Source organism: Ruegeria sp. YTSA226 (genome assembly GCF_059609905.1).
In genome coordinates, this window is the sequence record NZ_JBXWMQ010000006.1 from 164781 (window position 1) to 189950 (window position 25170).

The following is a 25170-nucleotide window of genomic DNA, read 5'->3' on the forward strand; positions in this document are numbered from 1 at the left end:
ATGGCTGAACGTAAATTCACCGGCAAACATGCGCTGGCTGTGTTCGTTGCATCCTTTGGCGTGATCATCACGGTGAACCTGGTTCTGGCCTATAGCGCGGTGAAGACCTTTCCGGGGCTCGAGGTCAAGAATTCTTATGTGGCCAGCCAGGAATTCAACGAACGCCTGAAGGAACATCAGGCGCTGGGCTGGTTTATCCGCGCCGAGATGTCGGGCGGCTTGCTGATCCTGCATATAACCGATCAGACGGGCGCACCGGTCAAGGTGGCTGACCTGCAGGCCGTTGTGGGCCGCGCGACCCATGTCAAAGATGATTTTGCTCCTGATTTCACATTCGACGGGACTGCATATGCGACTCCGGCATCGCTGGGTCCGGGCAACTGGAACATTCGGCTGGTTGCCAAAGATCACAGCGGGGCCGAGTTTGCACAGCGCGTGCCGCTTTATGTGAAGGGCTAGGGGATGTCTGCGCAGATGTCCTCCGGCACCGCAGCTTGCCCCGGCTGTATCGCCGCCCCGGCAGAGCCCGCAAGGCCGATCCCGCAGGATGTGCAGATCGCGCTGTCATTGCCGGGAATTCACTGCTCGGCCTGTATTGCCACGGTCGAGCGTGAATTGAATGCCCAGCCCGGAGTCGAGGACGCGCGCGTGAACCTGACCTTGAAACGCGCGATGGTCAAAGCCGCGCCCGATCTGCGGGCCGCCGATCTGATCCCGGTGCTTGAACGCGCAGGCTTTGAGGCGCACGAGCTGGACCCTGGATCCCTGTCTGCCACGCAGTCCGACAAGGCTGGTCGCGACCTGTTGATGCGGTTGGCGGTGGCTGGTTTTGCCTCGATGAATGTAATGTTGCTGTCTGTCTCTGTCTGGTCAGGGGCGACCGATGCAACGCGGGACATGTTCCACTGGATTTCGGCAGCGATTGCTTTGCCTGCGATCGCGTTTTCGGCGCAGCCCTTCTTTGCCAATGCCTGGAGCGCCTTGCGCGTCGGTCGCCTGAATATGGATGTGCCGATCGTGTTGGCAATCCTGTTGGCATTGGCCACATCGCTGTGGGAAACCGCGCTGAGTGGTGAGCACGCCTATTTTGACGCCGCCCTGACCCTGACGTTCTTTCTGCTGGCCGGACGCTATCTGGACTACCGTACCCGCGCCGCCGCCCGATCCGCAGCCGAGGAGTTGACCGCGTTGGAAGTTCCGCGCGCGATCAGGCTGGCCGATGGTCAAGAAGTTGAGGTGCCCGTCGCAACGCTGAGCGTGGGTGATCTGATCCTGGTACGTCCCGGAGGCCGAATGCCGGTGGATGGCGAAATCGTTTCCGGGCAATCCGAGCTCGACCGATCGCTGCTGACGGGTGAAACCTTGCCGGTATTTGCGGAAACCGGTCTGACGGTCAGTGCTGGCGAGGTAAATCTAACGGGTCCATTGACCGTACGGGCGACAGCTGTGGGTGAGGATACATCGCTGCACCGCATGGCCGATCTTGTGGCCATCGCGGAATCTGGGCGGTCGCGTTATACTTCGCTGGCGGATAAGGCAGCCAAGCTTTATGCACCGGGCGTGCATATCCTGTCGGCGCTGAGCTTTCTTGGCTGGTATATCTATTCCGGCGATATCCGCACCGCGCTGAATATCGCAGCGGCGGTGCTGATCATCACCTGCCCCTGTGCGCTGGGTCTGGCCGTACCGGCGGTGACGACGGCGGCCTCGGGCCGGTTGTTCCGCAAAGGGATGCTGATCAAACACGCCACAGCGCTGGAACGCCTCGCCGAGGTGGATACGGTTGTGTTCGACAAGACGGGAACGCTGACCTCGGGAACGCCGGAGCTGACCAATCTTGCGGATCATGCGCCCGGCGATCTGGAAATCGCACTGGCACTGGCCGAGGCCTCGTCGCACCCGCTCTCTGTTGCGCTGGCGCAGGCTGCCCGTCAAGCGGGGGTCACGCCCGCAAATGTCGAGGGGATCTCTGAAGTTCCGGGGTACGGCACCGAAGGCATCTTTCAGGACCATCCCGTGCGTCTGGGACGCGCCGAATGGACCGGTGGGCAAGAGGCTGAACAAACTGCGGCCTGGCTGTCGTTAGCAGGGCGGGCGCCTTCAGTGTTCTTGTTCTCGGACACATTGCGCGCCGGTGCGGCTGAGGCGGTTCAGGCGTTTCGCGATGAGGGGAAAAAGGTCATTTTGATCTCGGGCGATACGCAAGGCGCGGTTGAGACGCTGGCCGGTAAGCTGGGGATTGAGACATGGATTGCGCAGGCCCTGCCGCAGGACAAGGCAACCCATGTGCAAAGCCTGCGGGATCAAGGCTGCCACGTCCTGATGGTTGGTGACGGGCTGAACGACACGGCGGCGCTGGCCGCGGCGCATGTGTCGATTTCACCGGCCTCGGCGCTAGATGCTGCGCGCGTGGCATCCGATATCGTGCTGTTGGGTAACGACCTGTCGCCGATTGCGGGTGCCTGCGATACTGCGGTTAAGGCAACGAAACGGATTCGCGAGAACTTCCGTATTGCAACCATCTATAATATCATTGCAGTGCCACTGGCGGTTGCGGGCCTAGCCACGCCGCTGATCGCGGCATTGGCAATGTCGACCTCGTCCATTACCGTTTCTCTGAACGCGCTGCGGCTAAGGTGATCTGAATGGAAGTTCTGGCCTATCTCATACCGATTTCCCTGCTTTTGGGAGGGGTTGGCCTGTTTGCGTTCATCTATACCGTTCGGTCGAACCAATATGACGACCCCGAAGGCGATGCGCGCCGCATTCTAAGCGACGAATGGGACGATAAGCCCAAGCCCTGACGGCCCCCTTGAAATTGCCTCAATGCCCGGTTATGTCCGGCCCATCCGCTAGCAGAGAGAACAAAGCCAAATGGCAACTATGAATCCGATCCAGTTTATTCAGCAGGTCCGTGCCGAGGTTTCAAAGGTCGTCTGGCCAACCCGCCGCGAGGTGTTGCTGACCACGGTCATGGTGTTCATCATGGCAGCACTGACGGCTGTGTTCTTTGCGCTGGTCGATCTTGGTATTCGTGGTGGCCTGCAGCTGATTCTGGGCATGTTCGGTTAAACCGGGCCGGGCAGGTCGGAAACGTCGCTGCCCCCTTGCACAGCTTGCGATGTCAGAGTAGGTGACGCGGTACTATTCGGAATGGGCGTGCGGCGATTCGGGCTGTGCGCCGCTTTTTATTCCGGATGACGCGACAGATTTTCAATAACGGCTTTTCCGGTACATGGAATGCAGCCGAAGGCAAACAAGGACGACAGGTTCATGGCGAAACGGTGGTACTCGGTCAGCGTTCTTTCGAATTTCGAAAAGAAGATCGCAGAGCAGATCCGCACGTCGGTGGCCGAGCAGGGCCTTGAGGATGACATTGACGAAGTTCTGGTGCCCACCGAAGAGGTGATCGAAGTGCGCCGGGGCAAGAAAGTCACAACCGAACGTCGCTTTATGCCGGGTTACGTGCTGGTACATATGGAAATGTCGGATCAAGGGTATCACCTGGTCAACTCGATCAACCGGGTCACTGGTTTTCTGGGTCCGCAAGGCCGCCCGATGCCGATGCGCGATGCCGAGGTGAACCAGATCCTCAACCGTGTCCAGGAGGGCGAAGAAGCGCCCAAGTTGATGATCTCGTTCGAAATTGGCGAGAAGGTCAAGGTGAATGACGGTCCGTTCGAGGATTTCGACGGCATGGTCGAAGGTGTGGATGACGATAACCAGAAGCTGAAGGTCTCGGTCTCGATCTTTGGTCGGGAAACCCCGGTCGAGCTGGACTTCACTCAGGTCACCAAACAAAGCTAATTTCCAATTAGCGAAATTTGACAACGCCGCGTTGCCCTGGGCACTGCGGCGTTTCTTGTTTTGGAGCCTTCAGCCCGTTATCTGACCCGGGCAAATCAGGGCGGAACTGATCTGTCGAAATCGGGATAATCTTTGTCGTAACCAATCGGGATGGAACCCGGCCGCCTGGCATATTTGGACACCCATACAAGGCAAGTGGGCAGGTAGATGAAATTCATACATATCACAGATATCCACCTTGTTGACCAAGACGGTCACCTGAATGGCGGCGTTCCTTCGACCCAATTTTCCCGTTGCCTTGAGGATATCGCCAAATGGCATTCGGATGCAGCGTTTTGCGTGATATCCGGCGACCTGGCCGAGTTTGGAAGGGCTGAAGCCTATCAGGTGCTCAAGTCACATCTGGACGGTTTCCAGCTTCCTTGTCACCTGATGATCGGCAACCATGATGATCGTAAGGTTTTCAGAACGGTCTTTACGGATGACCCAGTGGATTCAAATGGCTTTGTTCAGCACAGCATCGAGACCGACGCGGGAAAGTTTATCTTTCTGGATACGACAAAAGACGGTGCGGATATGCATGAAGGCCAGCTGTGCACCTTGCGTTTGAATTGGCTGAAAGAACAGCTGATCTCGGCGGGGGATAAGCCCTGCTATTTGTTCATGCACCACCCGCCTTTTGACATCGGCATTCCCTATGTGGACGACATCCGCCTGGTCGAAGCCGAAGTGTTTTTTGAAACACTCGGTCACGGGCGTAACATTCGCCACGTCTTCTATGGGCATGTCCATCGCATGACCTATGTGAATTGGCGTGGCATCCCGTTCACCAGTCTGCCCAGCCTCAATCACCAAATCCCTCTGACTGCCGACAGCGTTGACGGGGAATTCTGTGATGAACCGCCAGCCTATGGAGTTGTGCAGATTGCGGACGACCAGATGACTGTGCACTATAACACCTTTCTGCAGCGCAATCCGCTTCATCAGACCTGAGATATGGAACTTGGCCTGATTGTTCTGGTTCTGATTTCGGCGGCGACACATCCGCTGCGGGATCTGTTGTTGAAAGACACGGCGCATCCGGTGTCCTGTTATGTCGGTGTAGCGCTGACCTGGGTCATTCTTGCGGCGCTTCACGCTCGACTGGTTGGCCAGCCCCTGATCGTCAGCCGCGAGGTCTGGCCTCTGGTGCTGGTCTCTTCCCTGGGGTTGAGTTTTTATTACTATGGCACGCTTTCAGCCCTGCGCCGGGGCAACCTTTCGGTGTATTATCCGATCATCCGGTCCTCGCCGATTGCCATCGTTGCCTTTAGCTGGCTTGCGCTGGATCAGCAGTATTCGTGGCTCATCCTTGTGGGGATTTCGCTGGTCTTGATGGGCAGCCTGATGATCCAGAAATCTCCGGGCGGATTGCTGCATGATCACAAGGCTTTTGCGCTGGCTGTCATGGCGATGCTGGGCTCGGCCGCCTATTCGCTGAGCGATGCGAGCGCTATGCAAAAAACAACCCCCGCGCCTTTCCTGTTCTACTGTTATATCCTGGTGACATCGACCCTTGCCGGCATCCGGGCCTGGGAAGATCGCCATATGTCGACCCCATTTCTAGGCGTGGTACGAGGCTGGACACTCGCCCCGTGGCGGATCGTATTCGCAGGGATTGCGTCCTATCTATCCTATCTTTTTATCCTGAAAGCTTTCCAGTTAGGCGCCGAGGCCGCACCTGTCAGCGCGGTCCGGCAGGCCTCGATTCCGGTATCCGTAGTCCTTGCCGCGCTCGTCCTGAAAGAGCCGCGTTTTCTTCACCGCATCGGCTGGGCCAGCCTGATCGCGCTCGGGATATTGGCAATCACACAGTCCTGATTAGCCTTTGCGCGACAACTGGCAAGCAAGGCAGAGGTGCACCAGGTTTTCTACATCACTCGGCGAGGTGGCGAAGCGCCCAAGCTGATGATCTCGTTTGAAATCGGCGAGTAGATCACGGCCTACTCTGGTCCATTCGTGGATTTCGACGGGATGGTCGAGGGCGTGGATGACCAGAGGCAGGAGGCAAAATTTTTTCGGTGGATTTTGAGGCGTCGCATTGCCCTAGCCAGTGCAGCATCTTGGCTGGCTGAACGTTTACATTGATGATCTGGCTTGGTACAAAACTGCCCTATTGATTTGACCGAATGTTTTTTTCGAAAAGTGACCACAAGGCGTTTTTCATGCGTGCGTTCATCTATTTTGTTTTCTTGATTTTGGCTGCGTGTACCGCTGATGTTTTGTCACCCGAAGTGTTGTCCTCGAAAGTAGCGCGCGCATCGTCCGCAGAGCTGTGTTCCGCATATCGGCTCCCAAGTACGACATTGCGGGGGAAACTGATGATCGAAGCAGAGCTGGCTGCTCGAAAAGTAAACCAATGTGGTTATAGCAATTATGGTCAGTACAGCCTGTCTACAGCTGGGACCAAATCCTACGAGCGACCGTTTTCATCCGAGGCAGCAGGGGGTGACTATGATTGTGATGACTTTCCGAATGGCGCAGCAGCGCAAAGGTTCTTCTTAGCCTCTGGTGGACCTGTATCTGATCCACATAATATGGATCTTGATGGCGATGGTCTCGCGTGTGAGTGGGGTGCTCAGATCAGGAAAGTATCTTCGTACCGCCGACCGGTTGCCAGCGTTAGGCGCGTGACCTCACGATGCTACACGGGTCCAAGAGGCGGAACCTACACAATCACGGCGAGTGGAAACAAGAATTATGGCGGCTGCTAAGTTGCTCTGATAGCCCGCAAGGTTGTGCATGTAGCGGGTGCAATCTCATTGGGCGATGACAGATGCTGGTTTGCTGTTGCTTAGCTTTTGTGCGAGGGTCGGTTTGGGTTCGATGTGGCTGCTTCAGGCCGTGATTCAAACCCTTGCCAACACTTCCGTTCCCCTGTAAATGCCGCCTCTATCGTCTTTGGGCGAGATTCTCTCGTGGGAGATTACCGGGATCGCGATCCCGGATCGGACCACGCAACATAATCTGGGTGAAACGCGTTTCACTTTAGTTGAAAGGAAAACCAAATGGCCAAGAAGCTTGCTGGTACAATGAAACTGCAGGTTCCTGCAGGTCAGGCGAACCCGTCGCCGCCAGTTGGTCCGGCGCTGGGTCAGCGCGGCATCAACATCATGGAATTCTGCAAGGCGTTCAACGCCAAGACCGCAGACATGGAGCAAGGCGCGCCTTGCCCGACCGTGATCACCTATTATCAGGACAAGTCCTTCACCATGGACATCAAGACGCCACCAGCGTCTTATTACCTGAAGAAAGCAGCTGGCCTGAAGCCGGTTGGCAAGCGTAATCGCCCCCGTGGTGCGGAAAACCCAGGTCGTGAGACCGTGGCATCCGTGACCTCGAAGCAGGTTCGCGAAATCGCCGAAGCCAAAATGAAAGATCTGAACGCCAACGACGTCGAAGGCGCAATGCAGATCATCCTGGGCTCGGCCCGCTCTATGGGCATCGAGGTGAAGTAAGATGGCAAAACTCGGTAAACGTACCCGCGCTGCGCGCGAAGCTGTCGCTGGCAAGGAAAACCTGTCGGTCGAAGAAGCAGTTGCCCTGGTCAAAGCCAACGCAACTTCGAAATTCGATGAGACCATCGAAATCGCTCTGAACCTGGGCGTTGACACCCGTCACGCGGACCAGATGGTTCGTGGCGTTGTTGGCCTGCCGAATGGCACCGGTAAAACAATGCGCGTTGCTGTATTCGCTCGTGGCCCCAAGGCTGACGAAGCGAAAGAAGCAGGCGCGGACATCATCGGCGCAGAAGACCTGATGGAAACCATTCAGGGCGGCACCATTGAATTCGATCGTTGCATAGCAACCCCGGACATGATGCCCATCGTTGGTCGTCTTGGTAAAGTTCTGGGCCCCCGCAACCTGATGCCGAACCCCAAGGTTGGCACTGTGACCATGGACGTGAAAGCGGCCGTAGAAGCAGCTAAAGGCGGCGAAGTTCAGTTCAAAGCTGAAAAAGGCGGCGTTGTGCACGCTGGCGTTGGCAAAGCGTCCTTCGACGAAGCCAAGCTGGCAGAAAACGTTCGTGCATTTGTGACCGCTGTTGCCAAAGCCAAGCCAACAGGCGCCAAAGGCACTTACATGAAGAAAATCGCGCTGAGCTCGACCATGGGCCCAGGCGTGACTCTGGATGTGGCTGCTGCTGCGGGCGAATAAGCCCCTAGCCTATAGCTAAAATGACTAGACCCGAACGGTAAAGGCTGTTCGGGTCTTTCTTTTTCAGCCCTCACTCATACACGGCTTGCAGGCGCAGGTTCAGGCGGTCTCTGCGAAAGCTCTCGTATTCGCTGCAGGATCTGTCCAATCGCCATAAGTCCAGCCAATCCATCACCAGACGTGCGCGCATGCACATATCCAGAACGTCCATCTGAATTGGATGGCGATATTTGCGAAAGAACATGTCTTTGTTCGTTTTCAGGATGCCGCTTTGATCAACCTGATCATCAGTGCCATCGCGAAAGATATCGGACTTTAGAAAGTCGACAATATCATATACAGCCAGCTTTTCCCGCGTTTCGGTAAAATCCAGGCCGATCATTTCGCCTTGCCCGACGATCAGATTTTGACTGTGACAATCTCCGTGTGCAAGGACCAGCAGTTCAGGGGTGCCTTTTAGCTGTAATGCCTCGTCAGTCAGATGCTGGACCATATTCCGCCCCCAGGGCTGTGCTATGTCCGGGGCAAGACGTAGCAAAGCCTGAAGCCTGTCGATCATCCAGCTAGGGCGGAAATCATAGGTCTTGATGGGTTGAAAGCTGTGCAGCTCGTTCAGCCACGATCCGGCGCGGCGATAGATGCGGCCGATCTGGTCGTCATCCAGGCTGTTATGGATAAGATCCGCAGCGGTGGGGCGGTCAATAAACTGCGTCACAAAAAACGCCTCACCCGGTGACATATAGACCGGATCGACAACCCCCGCGGTTTCGTACTGCGCAAAGTGGTCGGTCAGCTTTCTGAGCATATCAAACTCATCGCGCAAACGTCCCGTCCCGGGCGATTCCGTATCGATCTTTAGGGCATAGTCCTGGCGCGCACCTCGGACCCTGAGCACTATACGCGAGCCCGCAAAATCATGAGAACGATAGACGCACTCGAAACCCGCCGGTCCATCCTCTGGCGTTTGATCCAGGAACTCCTGAACAAAGCCGCGCGCGCGTTCGTATTCGTCTGTGGTGAGGGTCAGCATTCAGGGATGGATACCTAAGAAGAAAGGGGCTTAGCCAGACTGGACCTCAGCGTATGGAACATGTCAATCTAGGACACTGTTCCGATGCCGGCTGCGCTGCTCGATCATTTCCGGTTTCGGCCCAATTTACCCCTTGGAAACCCGGCGTAACTGCCATAAAGAGAGCTGCGAAGTAAAGCGTGCGATTCGTCGTGCGCTTTATTTTGTTTCGTCCAAGACGGTGGGTGGTGTCATCTGACCCCTTAATTCCCTGCCTGAGACGGGTAAGACCAAAGAATTCTGAGGGCTTCGATCCTCGGGCGAATTTTGGCTAATCCCGTAACAACGGACCTGAACGCCGGAGCGTAAGCTGCGGCAAATATGAGCCGGGGTGAGATATCACCCCTAACTTGGAGAAAACTGTGGATAGAGCCCAGAAAGAGAAAGTGGTCGACGAGCTCGGCCAAATCTTCGAAAGCTCTGGCGTCGTAGTGGTTGCACACTACGCCGGTCTGACAGTTGCCGAGATGCAGGACCTTCGCGCACGTGCTCGTGACGCGGGTGGTGCCGTGCGTGTTGCCAAGAACAGGCTCGCCAAAATCGCCCTCGACGGAAAGCCATGTGAAAGCATTGCCGACCTGCTGACGGGGATGACCGTTCTGACCTATTCTGAGGACCCTGTGGCAGCAGCCAAAGTGGCCCAGGACTACGCCAAAGAGAACCAAAAGTTCGAAATTCTTGGCGGTGCAATGGGTGAGAACGCTCTGGATCGTGCCGGCGTTGAAGCCGTGTCCAAAATGCCTTCGCGCGAGGAGCTTATTGCTACTATCGCGGGCATGCTGGGCGCACCTGCTTCGAACATCGCTGGCGCAATTGGCGCACCTGCAAGCAACATCGCAAGCATCCTTTCCACCATCGAAGAGAAGGCGGAAGCTGCGTAAGCGGTTGGCACTGAATGATCTGCGTAGGGTAGTCACCCTGACGTTGGAACACACACTGTAAACGGAAAGAGCTGATAAAATGGCTGATCTGAAAGCACTCGCAGAAAGCATCGTGGGTCTGACCCTGCTGGAAGCACAAGAACTGAAAACCATCCTCAAAGACGAATATGGCATCGAGCCCGCAGCAGGCGGCGCAGTTGTCATGGCAGCCGGTGGCGACGCCGGTGGCGCAGCTGAGGAAGAAAAAACCGAATTCGACGTCGTTCTGAAGAACGCCGGCGCTTCGAAAATCAACGTGATCAAAGAAGTTCGCGGCATCACCGGTCTGGGCCTGAAAGAAGCCAAAGAGCTGGTCGAAGCTGGCGGCAAGATCAAAGAAGCTGTGTCGAAAGACGAAGCCGAAGACATCAAAGGCAAGCTGGAAGCAGCTGGCGCCGAGGTCGAACTGGCCTAAGTCAGTCTTTTGGTGCATCGCAGATGCACCGGAAATTTGGCTGGTCCCGGAGAAATCCGGGTCCAGCCGAACCTGTCTTAGAAAGGACCTCATGGATTGGGGTGTTTTCTAAGACGCGGTTCATGGATCGGGAGGCCGCCATTCGGGACGGTGGCCACGAATTGATCCGGACGTGTTGTCTCTAATGTGCAAGGCACCGGGGCCCGACGGTGTCTTTGTCCGCTGAGAACATCGAAAGGTGACATCTGACATGGCTCAATCGTTCCTTGGCCAGAAACGTCTTCGGAAATATTACGGCAAAATCCGCGAAGTGCTGGAGATGCCGAACCTCATTGAGGTACAAAAATCTTCATATGATCTATTCCTGCGCTCCGGCGATGCAGATGTGCCGACAGACGGCGAAGGCATCAAAGGCGTGTTCCAGTCGGTTTTCCCGATCAAGGATTTCAACGAAACCTCCGTTCTGGAGTTCGTGAAATACGATTTGGAAAAACCCAAATACGACGTCGAAGAGTGCATGCAGCGCGACATGACCTACAGCGCGCCGCTGAAAGTCACTCTGCGTCTGATCGTGTTTGATGTCGACGAGGACACTGGCGCCAAGTCGGTCAAAGACATCAAGGAACAGGACGTGTTCATGGGGGATATGCCCCTGATGACACCAAACGGGACGTTCATTGTGAACGGTACCGAGCGTGTGATCGTGTCCCAAATGCACCGTTCGCCCGGTGTGTTCTTTGACCACGACAAGGGCAAGACCCATTCCTCGGGCAAGCTGTTGTTTGCCTGCCGCATCATCCCGTATCGCGGCAGCTGGCTGGACTTTGAGTTCGACGCCAAGGACATCGTGTTCGCCCGTATCGACCGTCGCCGCAAACTGCCTGTGACAACGCTGCTGTATGCGCTGGGTCTGGATCAAGAAGCGATCATGGACGCCTATTACAACACGGTGTCGTACAAGCTGGACAAGAAGAAGGGCTGGATAGCACCGTTCTTCCCCGAGCGTGCACGCGGTACGCGTCCGACCTATGACCTGATCGACGCCAAATCCGGTGAAGTGATTGCCGAAGCGGGCAAGAAAGTTACCCCGCGCGCGGTCAAGAAGCTGATCGATGAAGGCAACGTCACCGAGCTGTTGGTTCCGTTCGATCACATCGTCGGGAAGTTTGTCGCCAAGGACATCATCAACGAAGAAACCGGCGCGATCTATGTCGAAGCTGGTGATGAGCTGACGCTGGAATACGACAAAGACGGCGAGCTGATCGGAGGCACCGCGAAAGAGCTGATCGACGCGGGCGTCACTGATATTCCGGTTCTGGATATCGACAACATCAATGTCGGCCCCTACATGCGCAACACCATGGCGGCAGACAAGAACATGGGCCGCGACACAGCGCTGATGGATATCTATCGCGTCATGCGCCCGGGTGAGCCGCCCACCGTCGAAGCGGCCTCGGCGCTGTTCGAAACGCTGTTCTTTGACAGCGAGCGCTATGACCTGTCCGCCGTTGGCCGTGTAAAGATGAACATGCGTCTGGCTCTGGATGCGCCCGATACGCTGCGCACCCTGCGCCGCGAAGACATCGTGGCCTGCATCAAGGCTCTGGTTGAACTGCGTGACGGCAAAGGGGACATCGACGATATCGACCACCTCGGCAACCGTCGTGTGCGTTCGGTCGGCGAACTGATGGAAAACCAGTACCGCGTTGGCCTGCTGCGCATGGAGCGCGCGATCAAAGAGCGTATGTCGTCGGTCGAGATCGACACCGTCATGCCTCAGGACCTGATCAATGCGAAACCGGCTGCTGCTGCTGTCCGCGAATTCTTCGGCTCGTCGCAGCTGTCGCAGTTCATGGACCAGACCAACCCGCTGTCGGAAGTTACCCACAAACGCCGCCTTTCGGCGCTTGGCCCCGGTGGCCTGACACGCGAGCGTGCGGGCTTTGAGGTGCGCGACGTTCATCCGACACACTATGGCCGGATGTGCCCGATTGAAACGCCGGAAGGCCCGAACATCGGTCTGATCAACTCGCTGGCGACCTTTGCCCGTGTGAACAAGTATGGCTTCATCGAAACACCGTACCGTGTCGTCAAAGACGCCGAGGTGACCGATGAGGTTCACTACATGTCCGCGACCGAGGAAATGCGTCACACGGTGGCACAGGCGAACGCGACACTGGATTCGGATGGCAAGTTCATCAACGATCTGGTTTCGACCCGTCAGTCAGGTGACTACACTCTGGCCCCGCGCGAGAATGTGGACCTGATCGACGTCAGCCCAAAACAGCTGGTATCGGTTGCTGCATCGCTGATCCCGTTCCTTGAAAATGACGATGCTAACCGCGCTCTGATGGGCTCGAACATGCAACGTCAGGCGGTTCCGCTGCTGCGGGCCGAGGCACCGCTGATTGGTACCGGAATCGAGGAAAAGGTTGCGATTGACTCAGGTGCTGCGATTCAGGCGAAACGCGCCGGTATCATCGATCAGGTCGATGCCCAGCGTATCGTTATCCGCGCGACTGAGGATCTGGAACTGGGCGACGCTGGCGTTGACATCTATCGTCTGCGCAAATTCCAGCGGTCGAACCAGAACACCTGCATCAACCAGCGTCCGCTGATCAAAGTGGGTGACACCGTCCAGAAGGGCGAAGTCATTGCTGATGGTCCGTCGACCGATATGGGTGAACTGGCCCTGGGTAAGAACGTGGTCGTCGCGTTCATGCCGTGGAACGGTTACAACTACGAAGACTCGATCCTGATCTCGGAACGTATTGCGCGTGACGACGTCTTTACCTCGGTCCATATCGAGGAATTTGAAGTCGCCGCCCGTGACACCAAGCTGGGTCCGGAAGAGATCACCCGCGATATTCCGAATGTCGGTGAAGAAGCGCTGCGTAACCTTGACGAGGCGGGCATCGTTTACATCGGCGCGGATGTTGAACCGGGCGATATCCTGGTCGGCAAGATCACTCCGAAGGGCGAAAGCCCGATGACCCCGGAAGAAAAGCTGCTGCGCGCTATCTTTGGCGAAAAAGCATCTGACGTGCGCGACACTTCGCTGCGCGTGAAGCCGGGCGATTACGGTACGGTCGTTGAGGTCCGCGTCTTCAACCGTCACGGCGTCGAGAAAGACGAGCGTGCGCTGCAGATCGAGCGGGAAGAAGTCGAACGTCTGGCTCGTGACCGGGACGACGAGTTGGCGATCCTGGACCGCAACATCTATGCGCGTCTGCAAGGCCTGATCATGGGTAAAACCGCGGTCAAAGGCCCGAAAGGCGTCAAGCCAGGGTCGGTGATCACCGAGGACCTGTTGGAAACCCTGACCCGTGGTCAGTGGTGGCAGCTGGCGCTGGAAGATGAGCAGGACGCACAGATCGTTGAGGCTCTGAACGAGCAGTACGAAGTGCAAAAGCGTGCTCTGGACGCCCGTTTCGAAGACAAGGTCGAGAAGGTTCGTCGTGGCGACGACCTGCCGCCGGGTGTGATGAAGATGGTCAAAGTCTTCATCGCCGTGAAGCGCAAGCTGCAGCCGGGCGATAAGATGGCCGGTCGTCACGGGAACAAAGGTGTAATTTCCAAGGTTGTTCCGATGGAAGACATGCCGTTCCTGGCCGATGGTACGCCGGTTGACTTCTGTCTGAACCCGCTGGGTGTTCCTTCGCGTATGAACGTTGGTCAGATCCTTGAAACCCACATGGGTTGGGCCGCGCGCGGTCTGGGTCTGAACATCGACGACGCGCTGGGTGAATATCGCCGCTCTGGCGACCTGACCCCGGTTCGCGAAGCAATGAAGCTGGCCTATGGCGACGATGTCTATGAAGAAGGCATCACTGGCATGGACGAGGGTCACCTGATCGAGGCTGCGGGCAACGTGACCCGTGGTGTTCCGATCGCGACTCCGGTCTTTGATGGCGCCAAAGAGGCAGACGTCAATGACGCTCTGGTGCGCGCGGGCTTCTCGCAAAGCGGTCAGTCGGTTCTGTTCGACGGTCGTACGGGTGAGCAGTTTGCACGTCCGGTGACCGTGGGCATCAAGTACCTGCTGAAACTGCACCACCTTGTGGATGACAAAATCCACGCGCGTTCAACCGGGCCTTACAGCCTGGTTACCCAGCAGCCGCTGGGTGGTAAGGCGCAGTTCGGTGGTCAGCGCTTTGGTGAGATGGAAGTCTGGGCTCTGGAAGCTTACGGCGCCGCCTACACCCTGCAGGAAATGCTCACCGTGAAATCGGATGACGTCGCCGGCCGGACCAAAGTGTACGAGTCGATCGTCAAGGGCGAGGATAACTTTGAAGCGGGCGTACCGGAATCGTTTAACGTTCTGGTGAAAGAAGTCCGTGGCCTCGGCCTGAATATGGAACTCCTGGATGCGGAGGAAGAGTAGGGGCGGCAACGCCCCAAACTCATCCCATCCCAATTTGTAAGGACGCAAAATGAACCAGGAAATTACCAATAACCCGTTCAACCCGCTGACGCCGCCTAAGGTCTTTGACGAGATCAAGGTCTCATTGGCCAGCCCGGAACGGATTCTCTCTTGGTCTTATGGCGAGATCAAGAAACCCGAAACCATCAACTACCGGACGTTCAAACCCGAACGTGACGGTCTGTTCTGCGCGCGTATCTTTGGCCCGATCAAAGATTACGAATGTCTGTGCGGTAAATATAAGCGGATGAAATATCGCGGCGTTGTCTGCGAGAAATGCGGTGTGGAAGTCACCCTGCAGAAAGTCCGCCGCGAGCGTATGGGTCATATCGAGCTGGCCGCGCCCGTCGCACACATTTGGTTCCTGAAATCGCTGCCGTCCCGCATCGGTCTGATGCTGGACATGACGCTGCGCGATCTGGAACGCGTTCTGTACTTTGAAAACTATGTCGTCATCGAGCCCGGTCTGACCGACCTCTCCTATGGTCAGATGCTGACCGAAGAAGAGTTCATGGACGCGCAGGATGCCTATGGCATGGACGCGTTCACCGCGAACATCGGTGCCGAAGCTATCCGTGAGATGCTGGCCCAGATCGATCTGGAAGCCGAAGCCGAACAGCTGCGTGCTGATCTGGCCGAAGCAACTGGTGAACTGAAGCCCAAGAAGATCATCAAGCGTCTGAAGGTTGTTGAATCCTTCCTTGAGTCGGGCAACCGGCCTGAGTGGATGGTGATGACCGTGATCCCGGTGATTCCGCCGGAACTGCGTCCGCTGGTTCCACTGGATGGTGGTCGTTTTGCGACTTCGGATCTGAACGATCTGTATCGCCGCGTCATCAACCGGAACAACCGCCTGAAGCGTCTGATCGAACTGCGCGCACCTGACATCATCGTCCGCAACGAAAAGCGGATGCTGCAGGAATCCGTCGATGCTCTGTTCGACAATGGCCGTCGTGGCCGCGTGATCACCGGCGCCAATAAGCGTCCGCTGAAATCGCTTTCGGACATGCTGAAGGGTAAGCAGGGTCGCTTCCGTCAAAACCTTCTGGGTAAGCGCGTCGACTTCTCGGGCCGTTCGGTCATCGTGACCGGTCCGGAACTCAAGCTGCACCAGTGTGGTCTGCCCAAAAAGATGGCGCTGGAACTGTTCAAGCCGTTCATCTACTCGCGCCTTGAAGCCAAGGGTCTGTCTTCGACCGTGAAACAGGCGAAGAAACTGGTCGAGAAAGAGCGTCCCGAAGTGTGGGATATCCTCGACGAGGTGATCCGCGAACACCCTGTCATGCTGAACCGTGCGCCAACACTGCACCGTCTTGGCATTCAGGCGTTTGAACCGGTTCTGATCGAAGGTAAAGCCATCCAGCTGCACCCGTTGGTCTGTTCGGCCTTTAACGCCGACTTCGACGGGGACCAGATGGCCGTTCACGTGCCGCTGAGCCTTGAGGCCCAGCTGGAAGCCCGCGTTCTGATGATGTCGACAAACAACGTTCTGTCGCCAGCAAACGGCGCGCCGATCATCGTTCCGTCGCAGGATATGATCCTGGGTCTGTACTATGTGACCCTGGAACGCGAAGGTATGCCAGGCGAAGGCAAGGTCTTTGGCTCGATCGACGAAGTTCAGCACGCGCTGGACGCAGGTGAAGTGCATCTGCACACCAAGATCACTGCGCGGATTACTCAGATCGACAGCGAAGGCAACGAAGTTCAACAGCGGTTTGAAACCACTCCGGGCCGTGTGCGTCTGGGGGCCCTGCTGCCGATGAACAACAAGGCCCCGTTCGAACTGGTCAACCGCCTGCTGCGGAAGAAAGAAGTGCAGCAAGTGATCGACACCGTCTACCGTTACTGCGGTCAGAAAGAGTCGGTCATCTTCTGTGACCAGATCATGTCGATGGGCTTCAAGGAAGCGTTCCGCGCCGGTATCTCGTTCGGTAAGGACGACATGGTGATCCCTGATGACAAATGGGGCATCGTCGATGAAACCCGTGGTCAGGTGAAGGATTTTGAACAGCAGTACATGGACGGCCTGATCACTCAGGGTGAAAAGTACAACAAAGTTGTTGATGCCTGGTCGAAGTGTAACGATCGTGTAACCGAAGCGATGATGAGCACGATCTCATCTTCGGATCGGGCAGAGGACGGGTCTGAAAAGGAACCGAACTCGGTCTACATGATGGCCCACTCGGGTGCGCGTGGCTCGGTCACTCAGATGAAACAGCTGGGCGGTATGCGTGGCCTGATGGCCAAGCCGAACGGCGACATCATCGAGACTCCGATCATCTCGAACTTCAAGGAAGGTCTGACCGTTCTTGAATACTTCAACTCGACCCACGGCGCCCGTAAGGGTCTGTCGGATACCGCTCTGAAAACGGCGAACTCGGGTTACCTGACCCGCCGTCTGGTGGACGTCGCACAGGACTGCATCGTGCGTGAGCTCGATTGCGGAACCGAGCGTGCGATCACTGCGGAAGCCGCGGTAAACGACGGTGAAGTTGTTGCTTCGCTAGCCGAACGTGTGCTGGGCCGTGTCTCTGCCGATGACGTTCTGCGTCCCGGTACCGATGAGGTTCTGGTCGCTGCGGGTCAGCTGATCGACGAACGCATGGCTGATATCATTGATGAGGCCGCTGTTGCGTCGATGCGCATCCGTTCGCCTCTGACCTGTGAGTCCGAGGAAGGCGTCTGTGCAACCTGCTACGGTCGTGACCTTGCACGCGGTACTATGGTCAACACGGGTGAAGCTGTCGGCATCATCGCCGCCCAGTCCATCGGTGAACCCGGTACGCAGCTGACAATGCGGACCTTCCACATCGGTGGTGTTGCGCAAGGTGGTCAGCAGTCGTTCCAGGAAGCCAGCCACGACGGTGTCGTTTCGTTTGAGAACCCGCAGATCCTGGTCAATTCCGCGGGCGAAAGCCTGGTCATGGGCCGGAACATGAAGATGGTGATCAAAGACGAACATGGCGAAGAGCGTGCCAACCACAAGTTGGGTTATGGCTCGAAGCTGTTCGTCAAGGATGGCACCAAGGTGAACCGTGGCGACAAGCTGTTCGAATGGGATCCTTACACCCTGCCGATCATCGCCGAAAAGTCCGGTACCGCGAAATATGTTGATCTGGTTTCGGGCATTGCTGTCCGCGACGTGACCGACGATGCAACCGGTATGACCCAGAAGATCGTGATCGACTGGCGCGCGGCCCCCAAAGGCAGCGACCTCAAGCCTGAGATCATTCTGGTTGGCGAAGATGGCGAACCAGTCCGTAACGATGCGGGCAACCCGGTTCACTATCCGATGTCGGTGGACGCGATCCTGTCGATCGAAGACGGTCAGCAGATCGAAGCTGGTGAAGTTGTCGCGCGTATCCCGCGTGAAGGTGCCAAGACCAAGGACATCACCGGTGGTCTGCCGCGTGTTGCCGAACTGTTCGAAGCCCGTCGCCCGAAAGATCACGCGATCATCGCAGAAGCCGATGGTTACGTGCGCTTTGGTCGCGACTACAAGAACAAGCGTCGCATCAGCATCGAACCGGCTGACGAGTCCATGGAGACCATCGAGTATATGGTGCCCAAGGGTAAGCACATCCCGGTTGCAGAAGGTGACTTCATCCAGAAGGGTGAATACCTGATGGACGGTAACCCGGCCCCGCATGACATCCTGTCCATCATGGGTGTCGAAGCGCTGGCGGATTACATGATCGACGAAGTGCAGGATGTTTATCGTCTGCAGGGCGTGAAGATCAACGACAAGCACATCGAAGTGATCGTGCGCCAGATGCTGCAGAAGTGGGAGATCCTGGATTCAGGTGACACCACCCTGCTGAAAGGCGAACATGTCGACAAGCAGGAGTTCGACGCGGCCAACGAGAAGACCCTCGCCCGCGGTGGACGTCCGGCTCAGGGCGAGCCGATCCTCTTGGGGATCACCAAAGCCTCGCTGCAGACGCGTTCGTTCATCTCGGCGGCGTCGTTCCAGGAAACCACACGGGTTCTGACCGAGGCTTCGGTTCAGGGCAAGAAAGACAAGCTGGTTGGCCTGAAAGAGAACGTGATCGTCGGTCGTCTAATCCCTGCCGGTACCGGTGGCGCAACGCAAAGCGTACAGCGCGTCGCGCAGTCGCGTGACAACGTTGTCATCGAAGCCCGCCGGGAAGAGGCCGAAGCCGCCGCTGCTCTGGCTGCGCCGATGATGGATGACGATATGGTCGGGGATGAGCTGGATGTTCTGGTGGAAACACCGGAAAGTCGCGAATAAGCGATCCTAAATTCCAAAGATCAGGCCCCGCGATTTCGCGGGGCCTTTTCATTTCAGGCTCGGGTGTGGCTCTGCATGAAGCGCCATTGGAAATGTCATGCTAGCAGAGCATTGGCGGGCGGAGCCATATTGACATCTCTTTCTTGAACGCCGCCAAATGCACTTCGTGGCCAAATGCGGAGTTCAAAAAGAGTGACGCCGAATTTCAGGGGTGCTTTGCTGATGATGGGCAGCATGGCTGCCTTCACCATCAATGACACTTTGATCAAGGCCGCCGGAGCCCAGTTACCGCTGTTTCAGATGGTTGCCATCCGCGGGGTTTTGGCGACCATTCTGGTGTATCTTCTGGCACGGTACTATGGGGCGTTGCATCTGAACTTTCCGCGTCATGACAAGTGGTTGGTCGCGGCACGTTGTCTCGCCGAATTGTTGGCGACAATTTTCTTTTTGGTCGCGCTGCTTCATATGCCGTTGGCAAACGTGACTGCCATTCTGCTGGCCTTGCCATTAACCGTAACACTTGGAGCCGCGTTGTTTTTTCAAGAGCATATCGGTTGGCGTCGGATTCTTGCCATCGTTTTCGGGTTCGCCGGTATGTTGCTGATCGTTCGCCCGGGCACGGACGGTTTCAGCATCTACGCGATATATGCTTTGATCGCAGTTGCTTCGGTAACTGCCCGGGATTTGATTACGCGACGCATGTCAGTGCATGTGCCATCACTTGCAGTAACGCTGGCAACAACCGCGACGATTACATTGACGGCGGTTCTTGTCACCTCTGTCTCGGGCTGGGTTCCGGTTCCGGCAGCCGCCGGTTCGATGGTAGCGTGTGCTGCAGTCTTTGTTCTGACGGGATATTTGTTCAGCGTCATTGTCATGCGCGCTGGTGAGATCGGCTTTATCGCGCCGTTTCGTTATTCCAGTCTGATCTGGGCGTTGGGTTTGGGCTGGGCCGTATTTGGGGACTGGCCCGACAGGATTACGATGGCGGGCGCGGCCTTAGTGGTTGGGGCAGGAATGTTCATGCTGTTCCGTGAAAGGACGCGTCAATCTGCCGAATGAATGCGGCGAACGGCGTCCTGGTCGATGGCGAACCGTGCGATGAATTCGCCTTCCTGTTCAGAGGTTAGGGGGGACAGCTCGGTCTTACTGTTTCGCGCATGCGGAGAATCGTTGAACTGGTTAAGCGTGCGGACCCACATAGGTGCATCCGGATAGCTGATAACGGGCATGAAATTTCCGATCCGGTGATGTGCGAAATTCATGATCGTCAAGTCACTTCCCCCGGCGGAGTACATTGCAAAGCCCACCCCCAACAAAGGTTGATACACCTGTGCCGCCTTGATGCCATCTGCATCGAAACGGGCCAGGAACCCCTGATTGTAGTCAATCGCAACGGTTTTGTGGTTCTGCATTAAGCCCTGACACTCATCTGCGGCGATGCGCAAGCGCTCAACGAAATCGACCGAAACCGCATCGTCATCATCGTGGCGGAACTGGATGCAGGGGGCGTCCGGTTTGGTGCGTGCTGAATTCAGGATTTCTTTCATGACCCTGCGATGACGCTTTGGTTCGCGCGCGATGATCTGTACCTGAGGCATGCCCGCTGTTAAGTCGTAAAGACGTTCGCGTGCCGTGTTTGGCAGGCATGTACCGATCACGATGAGAAACTGAAAATCCTCGTCGGTTTGCTCTTTTATGCAGGGCAGGCTAGTAGTTTCAAACAGGCGAAACCGCTCTTCCAGCCGGTCAGGTTGATACAGATAGGAGCGCCGGTCCTCGATCGTTTCGTGTTCGATCTGAAAGCCGCCATGGGCGGGATAGGAAAAACGACACAGGCCAAGTATTTGCATGATTCATCCGTGGTCCAGACCAATGGGCTGACTATGCCTGCACGGACCTGTTCCTGCAACGGGCGGTAAGACTGGATGAGCTTTTGTTCCAGCGCGAAACGGCCTGATGTGGAACGGATTAGCTGTACTGTTGACACTGGGTCCGACTCCCCCTATTACGCGCCACATCTCGGTACCGGGGGCCGCCCCAAAACCGATTTCAGTAATGAACTGGTCAAGGCCCGAACTCTTTTATCGTTCGCGCCCTCTGATAACAAACCGCGACGTTCACCTCGGAATGGGAACGCTCGCGGGTTTTGCGCTTGTGGACGCACGAGTGCAGCGAATTTAACCGCACGCATCACGCGTGCATGTCATGTGTGTTGCAAAACGGGGATATAACCGGAATGCCAACGATCCAACAGCTGATCCGCAAGCCGCGGCAGCCGAAAGTAAAACGCTCGAAGTCCATGCACCTGGAGCAGTGCCCGCAGAAACGCGGCGTCTGCACACGTGTTTACACAACCACACCGAAAAAGCCGAACTCGGCGATGCGTAAGGTTGCCAAAGTGCGCCTGACAAACGGGTTCGAGGTCATCTCGTACATCCCCGGTGAAAGCCACAACCTGCAGGAACACTCGGTTGTTCTGATCCGTGGCGGCCGTGTAAAAGACCTTCCCGGTGTCCGTTACCACATTCTGCGTGGTGTTTTGGATACCCAAGGCGTCAAAGACCGTAAGCAACGTCGTTCGAAATACGGCGCGAAGCGTCCCAAATAAGAAGGAGAGGCTGATATGTCACGTCGTCACGCCGCCGAAAAACGCGAAGTCCTGCCTGACGCCAAATTTGGCGACAAGGTACTGACTAAATTCATGAACAACCTGATGATCGACGGTAAAAAGTCGGTTGCAGAGCGCATCGTTTACAACGCCTTTGACCGCGTTGAAGGCAAGATCAAGCGCGCCCCTGTCGAAGTGTTCCACGAAGCACTCGACAACATCAAGCCGTCGGTCGAGGTTCGCTCGCGCCGGGTTGGTGGTGCAACTTATCAGGTTCCGGTCGAAGTGCGCCCCGAGCGCCGCGAAGCACTGGCCATCCGCTGGCTGATCACTGCTGCGCGTGGCCGCAACGAAAACACCATGGAAGAACGCCTCGCCGGTGAGCTGCTGGACGCTGTACAGTCCCGCGGTACCGCTGTGAAGAAGCGTGAAGACACCCACAAGATGGCCGAGGCGAACAAAGCCTTCAGCCACTACCGTTGGTAATTCCAGAGGCTTATTGAAATGGCACGCGAATATACACTCAACCATTACCGTAACTTCGGTATCATGGCGCATATCGATGCAGGTAAAACGACCTGCTCGGAACGCATCCTGTACTACACCGGCAAATCCCACAACATCGGTGAGGTGCACGACGGTGCAGCCACCATGGACTGGATGGAGCAGGAGCAGGAACGCGGGATCACCATCACCTCGGCTGCGACGACCACTTTCTGGGAACGCACCGAAGACGGTGTAACTGCTGACTCGCCCAAGCACCGCCTGAACATCATCGACACCCCCGGCCACGTTGACTTCACCATCGAAGTTGAACGCTCGCTGGCGGTTCTCGACGGTGCCGTCTGCGTTCTTGACGCAAACGCCGGTGTTGAACCTCAGACCGAAACCGTGTGGCGTCAGGCTGACCGCTATAAGGTTCCACGGATGGTGTTCGTCAACAAGATGGACAAGATCGGCGCGGACTTCTTCAACTGCGTTGCAATGATCGAAGACCGTACCGGCGCACGCGCTGTTCCGGTTGGTATTCCGATCGGCGCAGAGACCGAATTGGAAGGCCTGATCGACCTGGTCACCATGGAAGAATGGCTGTGGCAGGGCGAAGACCTAGGCGCAAGCTGGGTCAAAGCACCGATCCGCGACAGCCTGAAGGACATGGCTGACGAATGGCGCGGTAAAATGGTCGAAGCGGCCGTCGAAATGGACGACGACGCGATGATGGAATACCTGGAAGGCAATGAGCCCGACGTTCCAACCCTGCGCGCCCTGCTGCGCAAAGGTACTCTGGAAATCGCGTTTGTTCCGGTTCTGGGTGGTTCGGCGTTCAAAAACAAAGGTGTTCAGCCGCTGCTGAACGCTGTGATCGACTATCTGCCCAGCCCGCTGGACGTTGTCGATTACATGGGCTTCAAACCCGGTGACGAAGAAGAAACCCGTAACATCGCCCGCCGTGCGGATGATGATATGGCGTTCTCGGGTCTGGCGTTCAAAATCATGAACGACCCCTTTGTTGGCTCGCTGACCTTTACCCGCATCTACTCGGGCACTCTGTCCAAGGGCGACACGCTTCTGAACTCGACCAAGGGTAAGAAAGAGCGTATCGGCCGGATGATGATGATGCACTCGAACGAACGTGAGGAAATCACCGAAGCGTTCGCGGGCGACATCATTGCGCTGGCAGGTCTGAAAGACACCACCACGGGCGACACTCTGTGTTCGACCGGCGATCCGGTGGTTCTGGAAACCATGACCTTCCCCGATCCGGTGATCGAGATCGCGGTTGAGCCGAAAACCAAGGCTGACCAGGAAAAAATGAGCCAGGGTCTGGGCCGTTTGGCCGCCGAAGACCCGTCCTTCCGTGTGGAAACTGATCTGGAATCGGGTCAGACCATCATGAAGGGCATGGGCGAACTTCACCTGGACATCCTGATTGACCGTCTCAAGCGTGAATTCAAGGTTGAAGCGAATATTGGTGCGCCGCAGGTGGCCTATCGCGAAACCATCGGTCACGAAGCCGAGATCGTTTACACCCACAAGAAACAGTCGGGTGGTTCGGGTCAGTTCGCCGAGGTGAAGATGATCATCACCCCAACAGAGCCGGGCGAAGGTTATTCGTTCGAATCTCGTGTTGTTGGTGGTTCGGTGCCCAAGGAATACATCCCGGGCGTTGAAAAAGGCATCAGATCCGTCATGGATAGCGGCCCGCTGGCTGGCTTCCCTGTGATCGACTTCAAGGTTGCCCTGATCGAAGGTAAATTCCACGATGTGGACTCTTCGGTTCTGGCCTTTGAAATCGCCGCTCGTATGGGTATGCGCGAAGGCATGCGCAAAGCGGGTGCGAAACTGCTTGAACCGATCATGAAGGTCGAAGTGATCACACCGGAAGAATATACCGGTGGCATCATTGGTGACCTGACATCGCGTCGGGGACAGGTTTCCGGGCAGGAAAACCGTGGCAACGCCATCGCGATTGACGCGTTTGTGCCGCTGGCCAACATGTTCGGCTACATCAACACCTTGCGTTCGATGTCGTCTGGCCGTGCCCAGTTCACCATGCAGTTCGACCACTACGATCCGGTTCCGCAGAACATCTCGGACGAGATCCAGGCGAAATACGCATAAGCGAAAATTTGAGGGAGCTCGATTAGCGGGCTCCCTTCATTACCGATAAAGGAGGCCATCATGGCAAAGGAAAAGTTTGAGCGTAATAAGCCGCACGTCAACATCGGCACGATTGGCCACGTTGACCACGGCAAGACGACGCTGACCGCAGCAATCACCAAGTATTTCGGTGACTTCAAAGCGTATGACCAGATTGACGGCGCGCCGGAAGAGAAGGCCCGCGGCATCACCATCTCGACGGCCCACGTGGAATACGAGACCGATGCGCGTCACTACGCCCACGTTGACTGCCCCGGCCACGCCGACTACGTCAAGAACATGATCACCGGTGCGGCGCAAATGGACGGCGCGATTCTGGTTGTGAACGCGGCTGACGGCCCGATGCCTCAGACCCGCGAGCACATTCTGCTGGGCCGCCAGGTTGGTATCCCGACCATGGTCGTGTTCATGAACAAAGTTGACCAGGTTGACGACGAAGAGCTGCTGGAGCTGGTTGAAATGGAAATCCGCGAGCTGCTGAGCTCGTATGATTACCCTGGCGACGACATTCCGATCATTGCCGGTTCGGCACTGGCTGCGATGGAAGGCAACAACCCGGAAATCGGCGAAGAATCGATCCGCAAGCTGATGGCTGCCGTGGACGAGTACATCCCGACGCCTGAGCGTGCTGTTGACCAGCCGTTCCTGATGCCGGTCGAAGACGTGTTCTCGATCTCGGGCCGTGGTACAGTTGTGACCGGTCGTGTTGAGCGTGGCGTGATCAATGTTGGCGACGAGATCGAAATCGTCGGCATCCGCGACACCAAGAAAACCACCTGTACCGGTGTTGAAATGTTCCGCAAGCTGCTGGATCG

General features: G+C 56.7%; 20 protein-coding genes. 18 read left to right on the forward strand and 2 right to left on the reverse strand.

The genetic code is table 11. From position 1 onward, the window contains the following. From AC2FFF_RS11285 to rplA, 9 genes are all read left to right on the forward strand, one after another. Nucleotides 1-459 (forward strand): FixH family protein, encoded by a 459-nt coding sequence (locus AC2FFF_RS11285; RefSeq protein ID WP_281973106.1) that lies wholly within the window; start codon nucleotides 1-3, stop codon nucleotides 457-459. 3 nt (nucleotides 460-462) lie between these two features. Beyond that, nucleotides 463-2640, forward strand: coding sequence for a heavy metal translocating P-type ATPase (locus AC2FFF_RS11290; RefSeq protein WP_496750788.1), 2178 nt, complete (start codon nucleotides 463-465; stop codon nucleotides 2638-2640). A gap of 5 nt (nucleotides 2641-2645) precedes the next feature. Beyond that, on the forward strand, nucleotides 2646-2804 hold the full coding sequence (gene ccoS / locus AC2FFF_RS11295) for a cbb3-type cytochrome oxidase assembly protein CcoS (RefSeq protein WP_142636927.1): 159 nt from the start codon (nucleotides 2646-2648) through the stop codon (nucleotides 2802-2804). Between the two features lie 70 nt (nucleotides 2805-2874). After that, complete coding sequence (gene secE, locus AC2FFF_RS11300) at nucleotides 2875-3072, forward strand: preprotein translocase subunit SecE (protein WP_142636925.1); 198 nt, start codon at nucleotides 2875-2877, stop codon at nucleotides 3070-3072. 201 nt (nucleotides 3073-3273) lie between these two features. After that, nucleotides 3274-3807, forward strand: coding sequence for a transcription termination/antitermination protein NusG (gene nusG / locus AC2FFF_RS11305; RefSeq protein WP_142637254.1), 534 nt, complete (start codon nucleotides 3274-3276; stop codon nucleotides 3805-3807). 207 nt (nucleotides 3808-4014) lie between these two features. Further along, on the forward strand, nucleotides 4015-4800 hold the full coding sequence (locus tag AC2FFF_RS11310; protein WP_281973108.1) for a phosphodiesterase: 786 nt from the start codon (nucleotides 4015-4017) through the stop codon (nucleotides 4798-4800). A gap of 3 nt (nucleotides 4801-4803) precedes the next feature. After that, nucleotides 4804-5667, forward strand: coding sequence for an EamA family transporter (locus tag AC2FFF_RS11315; RefSeq protein ID WP_281973109.1), 864 nt, complete (start codon nucleotides 4804-4806; stop codon nucleotides 5665-5667). Nucleotides 5668-6854: 1187 nt separating this feature from the next. Further along, a complete protein-coding gene (gene rplK, locus AC2FFF_RS11320) occupies nucleotides 6855-7304 on the forward strand; it encodes a 50S ribosomal protein L11 (protein WP_085823307.1) in 450 nt (149 codons plus the stop codon). A 1-nt stretch (nucleotide 7305) separates the two neighbouring features. Next, a complete protein-coding gene (gene rplA / locus AC2FFF_RS11325) occupies nucleotides 7306-8004 on the forward strand; it encodes a 50S ribosomal protein L1 (RefSeq protein WP_142636917.1) in 699 nt (232 codons plus the stop codon). A 70-nt stretch (nucleotides 8005-8074) separates the two neighbouring features. On the opposite strand, the gene AC2FFF_RS11330 is transcribed toward rplA, so the two are convergent. Beyond that, nucleotides 8075-9034 carry a phosphotransferase gene (locus AC2FFF_RS11330; protein WP_281973110.1) on the reverse strand — a complete coding sequence of 320 codons (960 nt, stop codon included), beginning with the start codon at nucleotides 9032-9034 and terminating at the stop codon, nucleotides 8075-8077. A 401-nt stretch (nucleotides 9035-9435) separates the two neighbouring features. Between AC2FFF_RS11330 and rplJ the strand changes: the two genes are divergently transcribed. The 5 genes from rplJ to AC2FFF_RS11355 all read left to right on the forward strand — a co-directional run bounded on the left by rplJ (nucleotide 9436) and on the right by AC2FFF_RS11355 (nucleotide 20145). Then, nucleotides 9436-9954 carry a 50S ribosomal protein L10 gene (gene rplJ / locus AC2FFF_RS11335; RefSeq protein ID WP_142636913.1) on the forward strand — a complete coding sequence of 173 codons (519 nt, stop codon included), beginning with the start codon at nucleotides 9436-9438 and terminating at the stop codon, nucleotides 9952-9954. Nucleotides 9955-10033: 79 nt separating this feature from the next. Beyond that, nucleotides 10034-10408 carry a 50S ribosomal protein L7/L12 gene (rplL, locus tag AC2FFF_RS11340; protein WP_142636911.1) on the forward strand — a complete coding sequence of 125 codons (375 nt, stop codon included), beginning with the start codon at nucleotides 10034-10036 and terminating at the stop codon, nucleotides 10406-10408. 250 nt (nucleotides 10409-10658) lie between these two features. Then, nucleotides 10659-14792, forward strand: coding sequence for a DNA-directed RNA polymerase subunit beta (gene rpoB, locus AC2FFF_RS11345; RefSeq protein WP_142636910.1), 4134 nt, complete (start codon nucleotides 10659-10661; stop codon nucleotides 14790-14792). A gap of 49 nt (nucleotides 14793-14841) precedes the next feature. Next, nucleotides 14842-19083, forward strand: a complete 4242-nt coding sequence (gene rpoC / locus AC2FFF_RS11350) for a DNA-directed RNA polymerase subunit beta' (RefSeq protein ID WP_142636908.1) — start codon at nucleotides 14842-14844, stop codon at nucleotides 19081-19083. A 192-nt stretch (nucleotides 19084-19275) separates the two neighbouring features. Then, complete coding sequence (locus AC2FFF_RS11355; protein WP_496882944.1) at nucleotides 19276-20145, forward strand: DMT family transporter; 870 nt, start codon at nucleotides 19276-19278, stop codon at nucleotides 20143-20145. On the opposite strand, the gene AC2FFF_RS11360 is transcribed toward AC2FFF_RS11355, so the two are convergent. Then, nucleotides 20130-20936 (reverse strand): putative rhamnosyl transferase, encoded by an 807-nt coding sequence (locus AC2FFF_RS11360; protein ID WP_281973112.1) that lies wholly within the window; start codon nucleotides 20934-20936, stop codon nucleotides 20130-20132. The two genes, AC2FFF_RS11355 and AC2FFF_RS11360, sit on opposite strands and share 16 nt — an antisense overlap. 386 nt (nucleotides 20937-21322) lie before the next feature. On the opposite strand from AC2FFF_RS11360, the gene rpsL reads away from it, so the two are divergent. The 4 genes from rpsL to AC2FFF_RS11380 all read left to right on the forward strand — a co-directional run. Then, entirely contained in the window at nucleotides 21323-21694 is a 372-nt protein-coding gene (rpsL, locus tag AC2FFF_RS11365; protein ID WP_005621086.1) for a 30S ribosomal protein S12, read from the forward strand. Between the two features lie 15 nt (nucleotides 21695-21709). After that, nucleotides 21710-22180: a 30S ribosomal protein S7 gene (rpsG, locus tag AC2FFF_RS11370; RefSeq protein ID WP_008756926.1), complete on the forward strand. Its 471-nt coding sequence runs from the start codon at nucleotides 21710-21712 to the stop codon at nucleotides 22178-22180. A gap of 18 nt (nucleotides 22181-22198) precedes the next feature. Further along, nucleotides 22199-24316, forward strand: coding sequence for an elongation factor G (fusA, locus tag AC2FFF_RS11375; protein ID WP_142636902.1), 2118 nt, complete (start codon nucleotides 22199-22201; stop codon nucleotides 24314-24316). A 60-nt stretch (nucleotides 24317-24376) separates the two neighbouring features. Then, the coding region (locus tag AC2FFF_RS11380) for an elongation factor Tu (RefSeq protein WP_496882945.1) at nucleotides 24377-25170 on the forward strand (794 nt) is incomplete at its 3' end.

What these genes read in the sequence shown, in the direction of transcription:
- nusG (WP_142637254.1), top strand. Translation starts at nt 3,274, where the DNA reads ATGGCGAAACGGTGGTACTCGGTCAGCGTTCTTTCGAATTTCGAAAAG.
- AC2FFF_RS11285 (WP_281973106.1), top strand. Translation starts at nt 1, where the DNA reads ATGGCTGAACGTAAATTCACCGGCAAACATGCGCTGGCTGTGTTCGTT.
- secE (WP_142636925.1), top strand. Translation starts at nt 2,875, where the DNA reads ATGGCAACTATGAATCCGATCCAGTTTATTCAGCAGGTCCGTGCCGAG.
- fusA (WP_142636902.1), top strand. Translation starts at nt 22,199, where the DNA reads ATGGCACGCGAATATACACTCAACCATTACCGTAACTTCGGTATCATG.
- rplL (WP_142636911.1), top strand. Translation starts at nt 10,034, where the DNA reads ATGGCTGATCTGAAAGCACTCGCAGAAAGCATCGTGGGTCTGACCCTG.
- rpoC (WP_142636908.1), top strand. Translation starts at nt 14,842, where the DNA reads ATGAACCAGGAAATTACCAATAACCCGTTCAACCCGCTGACGCCGCCT.
- rplK (WP_085823307.1), top strand. Translation starts at nt 6,855, where the DNA reads ATGGCCAAGAAGCTTGCTGGTACAATGAAACTGCAGGTTCCTGCAGGT.
- AC2FFF_RS11330 (WP_281973110.1), bottom strand. Translation starts at nt 9,034, where the DNA reads ATGCTGACCCTCACCACAGACGAATACGAACGCGCGCGCGGCTTTGTT.
- AC2FFF_RS11310 (WP_281973108.1), top strand. Translation starts at nt 4,015, where the DNA reads ATGAAATTCATACATATCACAGATATCCACCTTGTTGACCAAGACGGT.
- rpoB (WP_142636910.1), top strand. Translation starts at nt 10,659, where the DNA reads ATGGCTCAATCGTTCCTTGGCCAGAAACGTCTTCGGAAATATTACGGC.
- AC2FFF_RS11290 (WP_496750788.1), top strand. Translation starts at nt 463, where the DNA reads ATGTCTGCGCAGATGTCCTCCGGCACCGCAGCTTGCCCCGGCTGTATC.
- rpsG (WP_008756926.1), top strand. Translation starts at nt 21,710, where the DNA reads ATGTCACGTCGTCACGCCGCCGAAAAACGCGAAGTCCTGCCTGACGCC.
- AC2FFF_RS11315 (WP_281973109.1), top strand. Translation starts at nt 4,804, where the DNA reads ATGGAACTTGGCCTGATTGTTCTGGTTCTGATTTCGGCGGCGACACAT.
- rpsL (WP_005621086.1), top strand. Translation starts at nt 21,323, where the DNA reads ATGCCAACGATCCAACAGCTGATCCGCAAGCCGCGGCAGCCGAAAGTA.
- rplA (WP_142636917.1), top strand. Translation starts at nt 7,306, where the DNA reads ATGGCAAAACTCGGTAAACGTACCCGCGCTGCGCGCGAAGCTGTCGCT.
- AC2FFF_RS11360 (WP_281973112.1), bottom strand. Translation starts at nt 20,936, where the DNA reads ATGCAAATACTTGGCCTGTGTCGTTTTTCCTATCCCGCCCATGGCGGC.
- ccoS (WP_142636927.1), top strand. Translation starts at nt 2,646, where the DNA reads ATGGAAGTTCTGGCCTATCTCATACCGATTTCCCTGCTTTTGGGAGGG.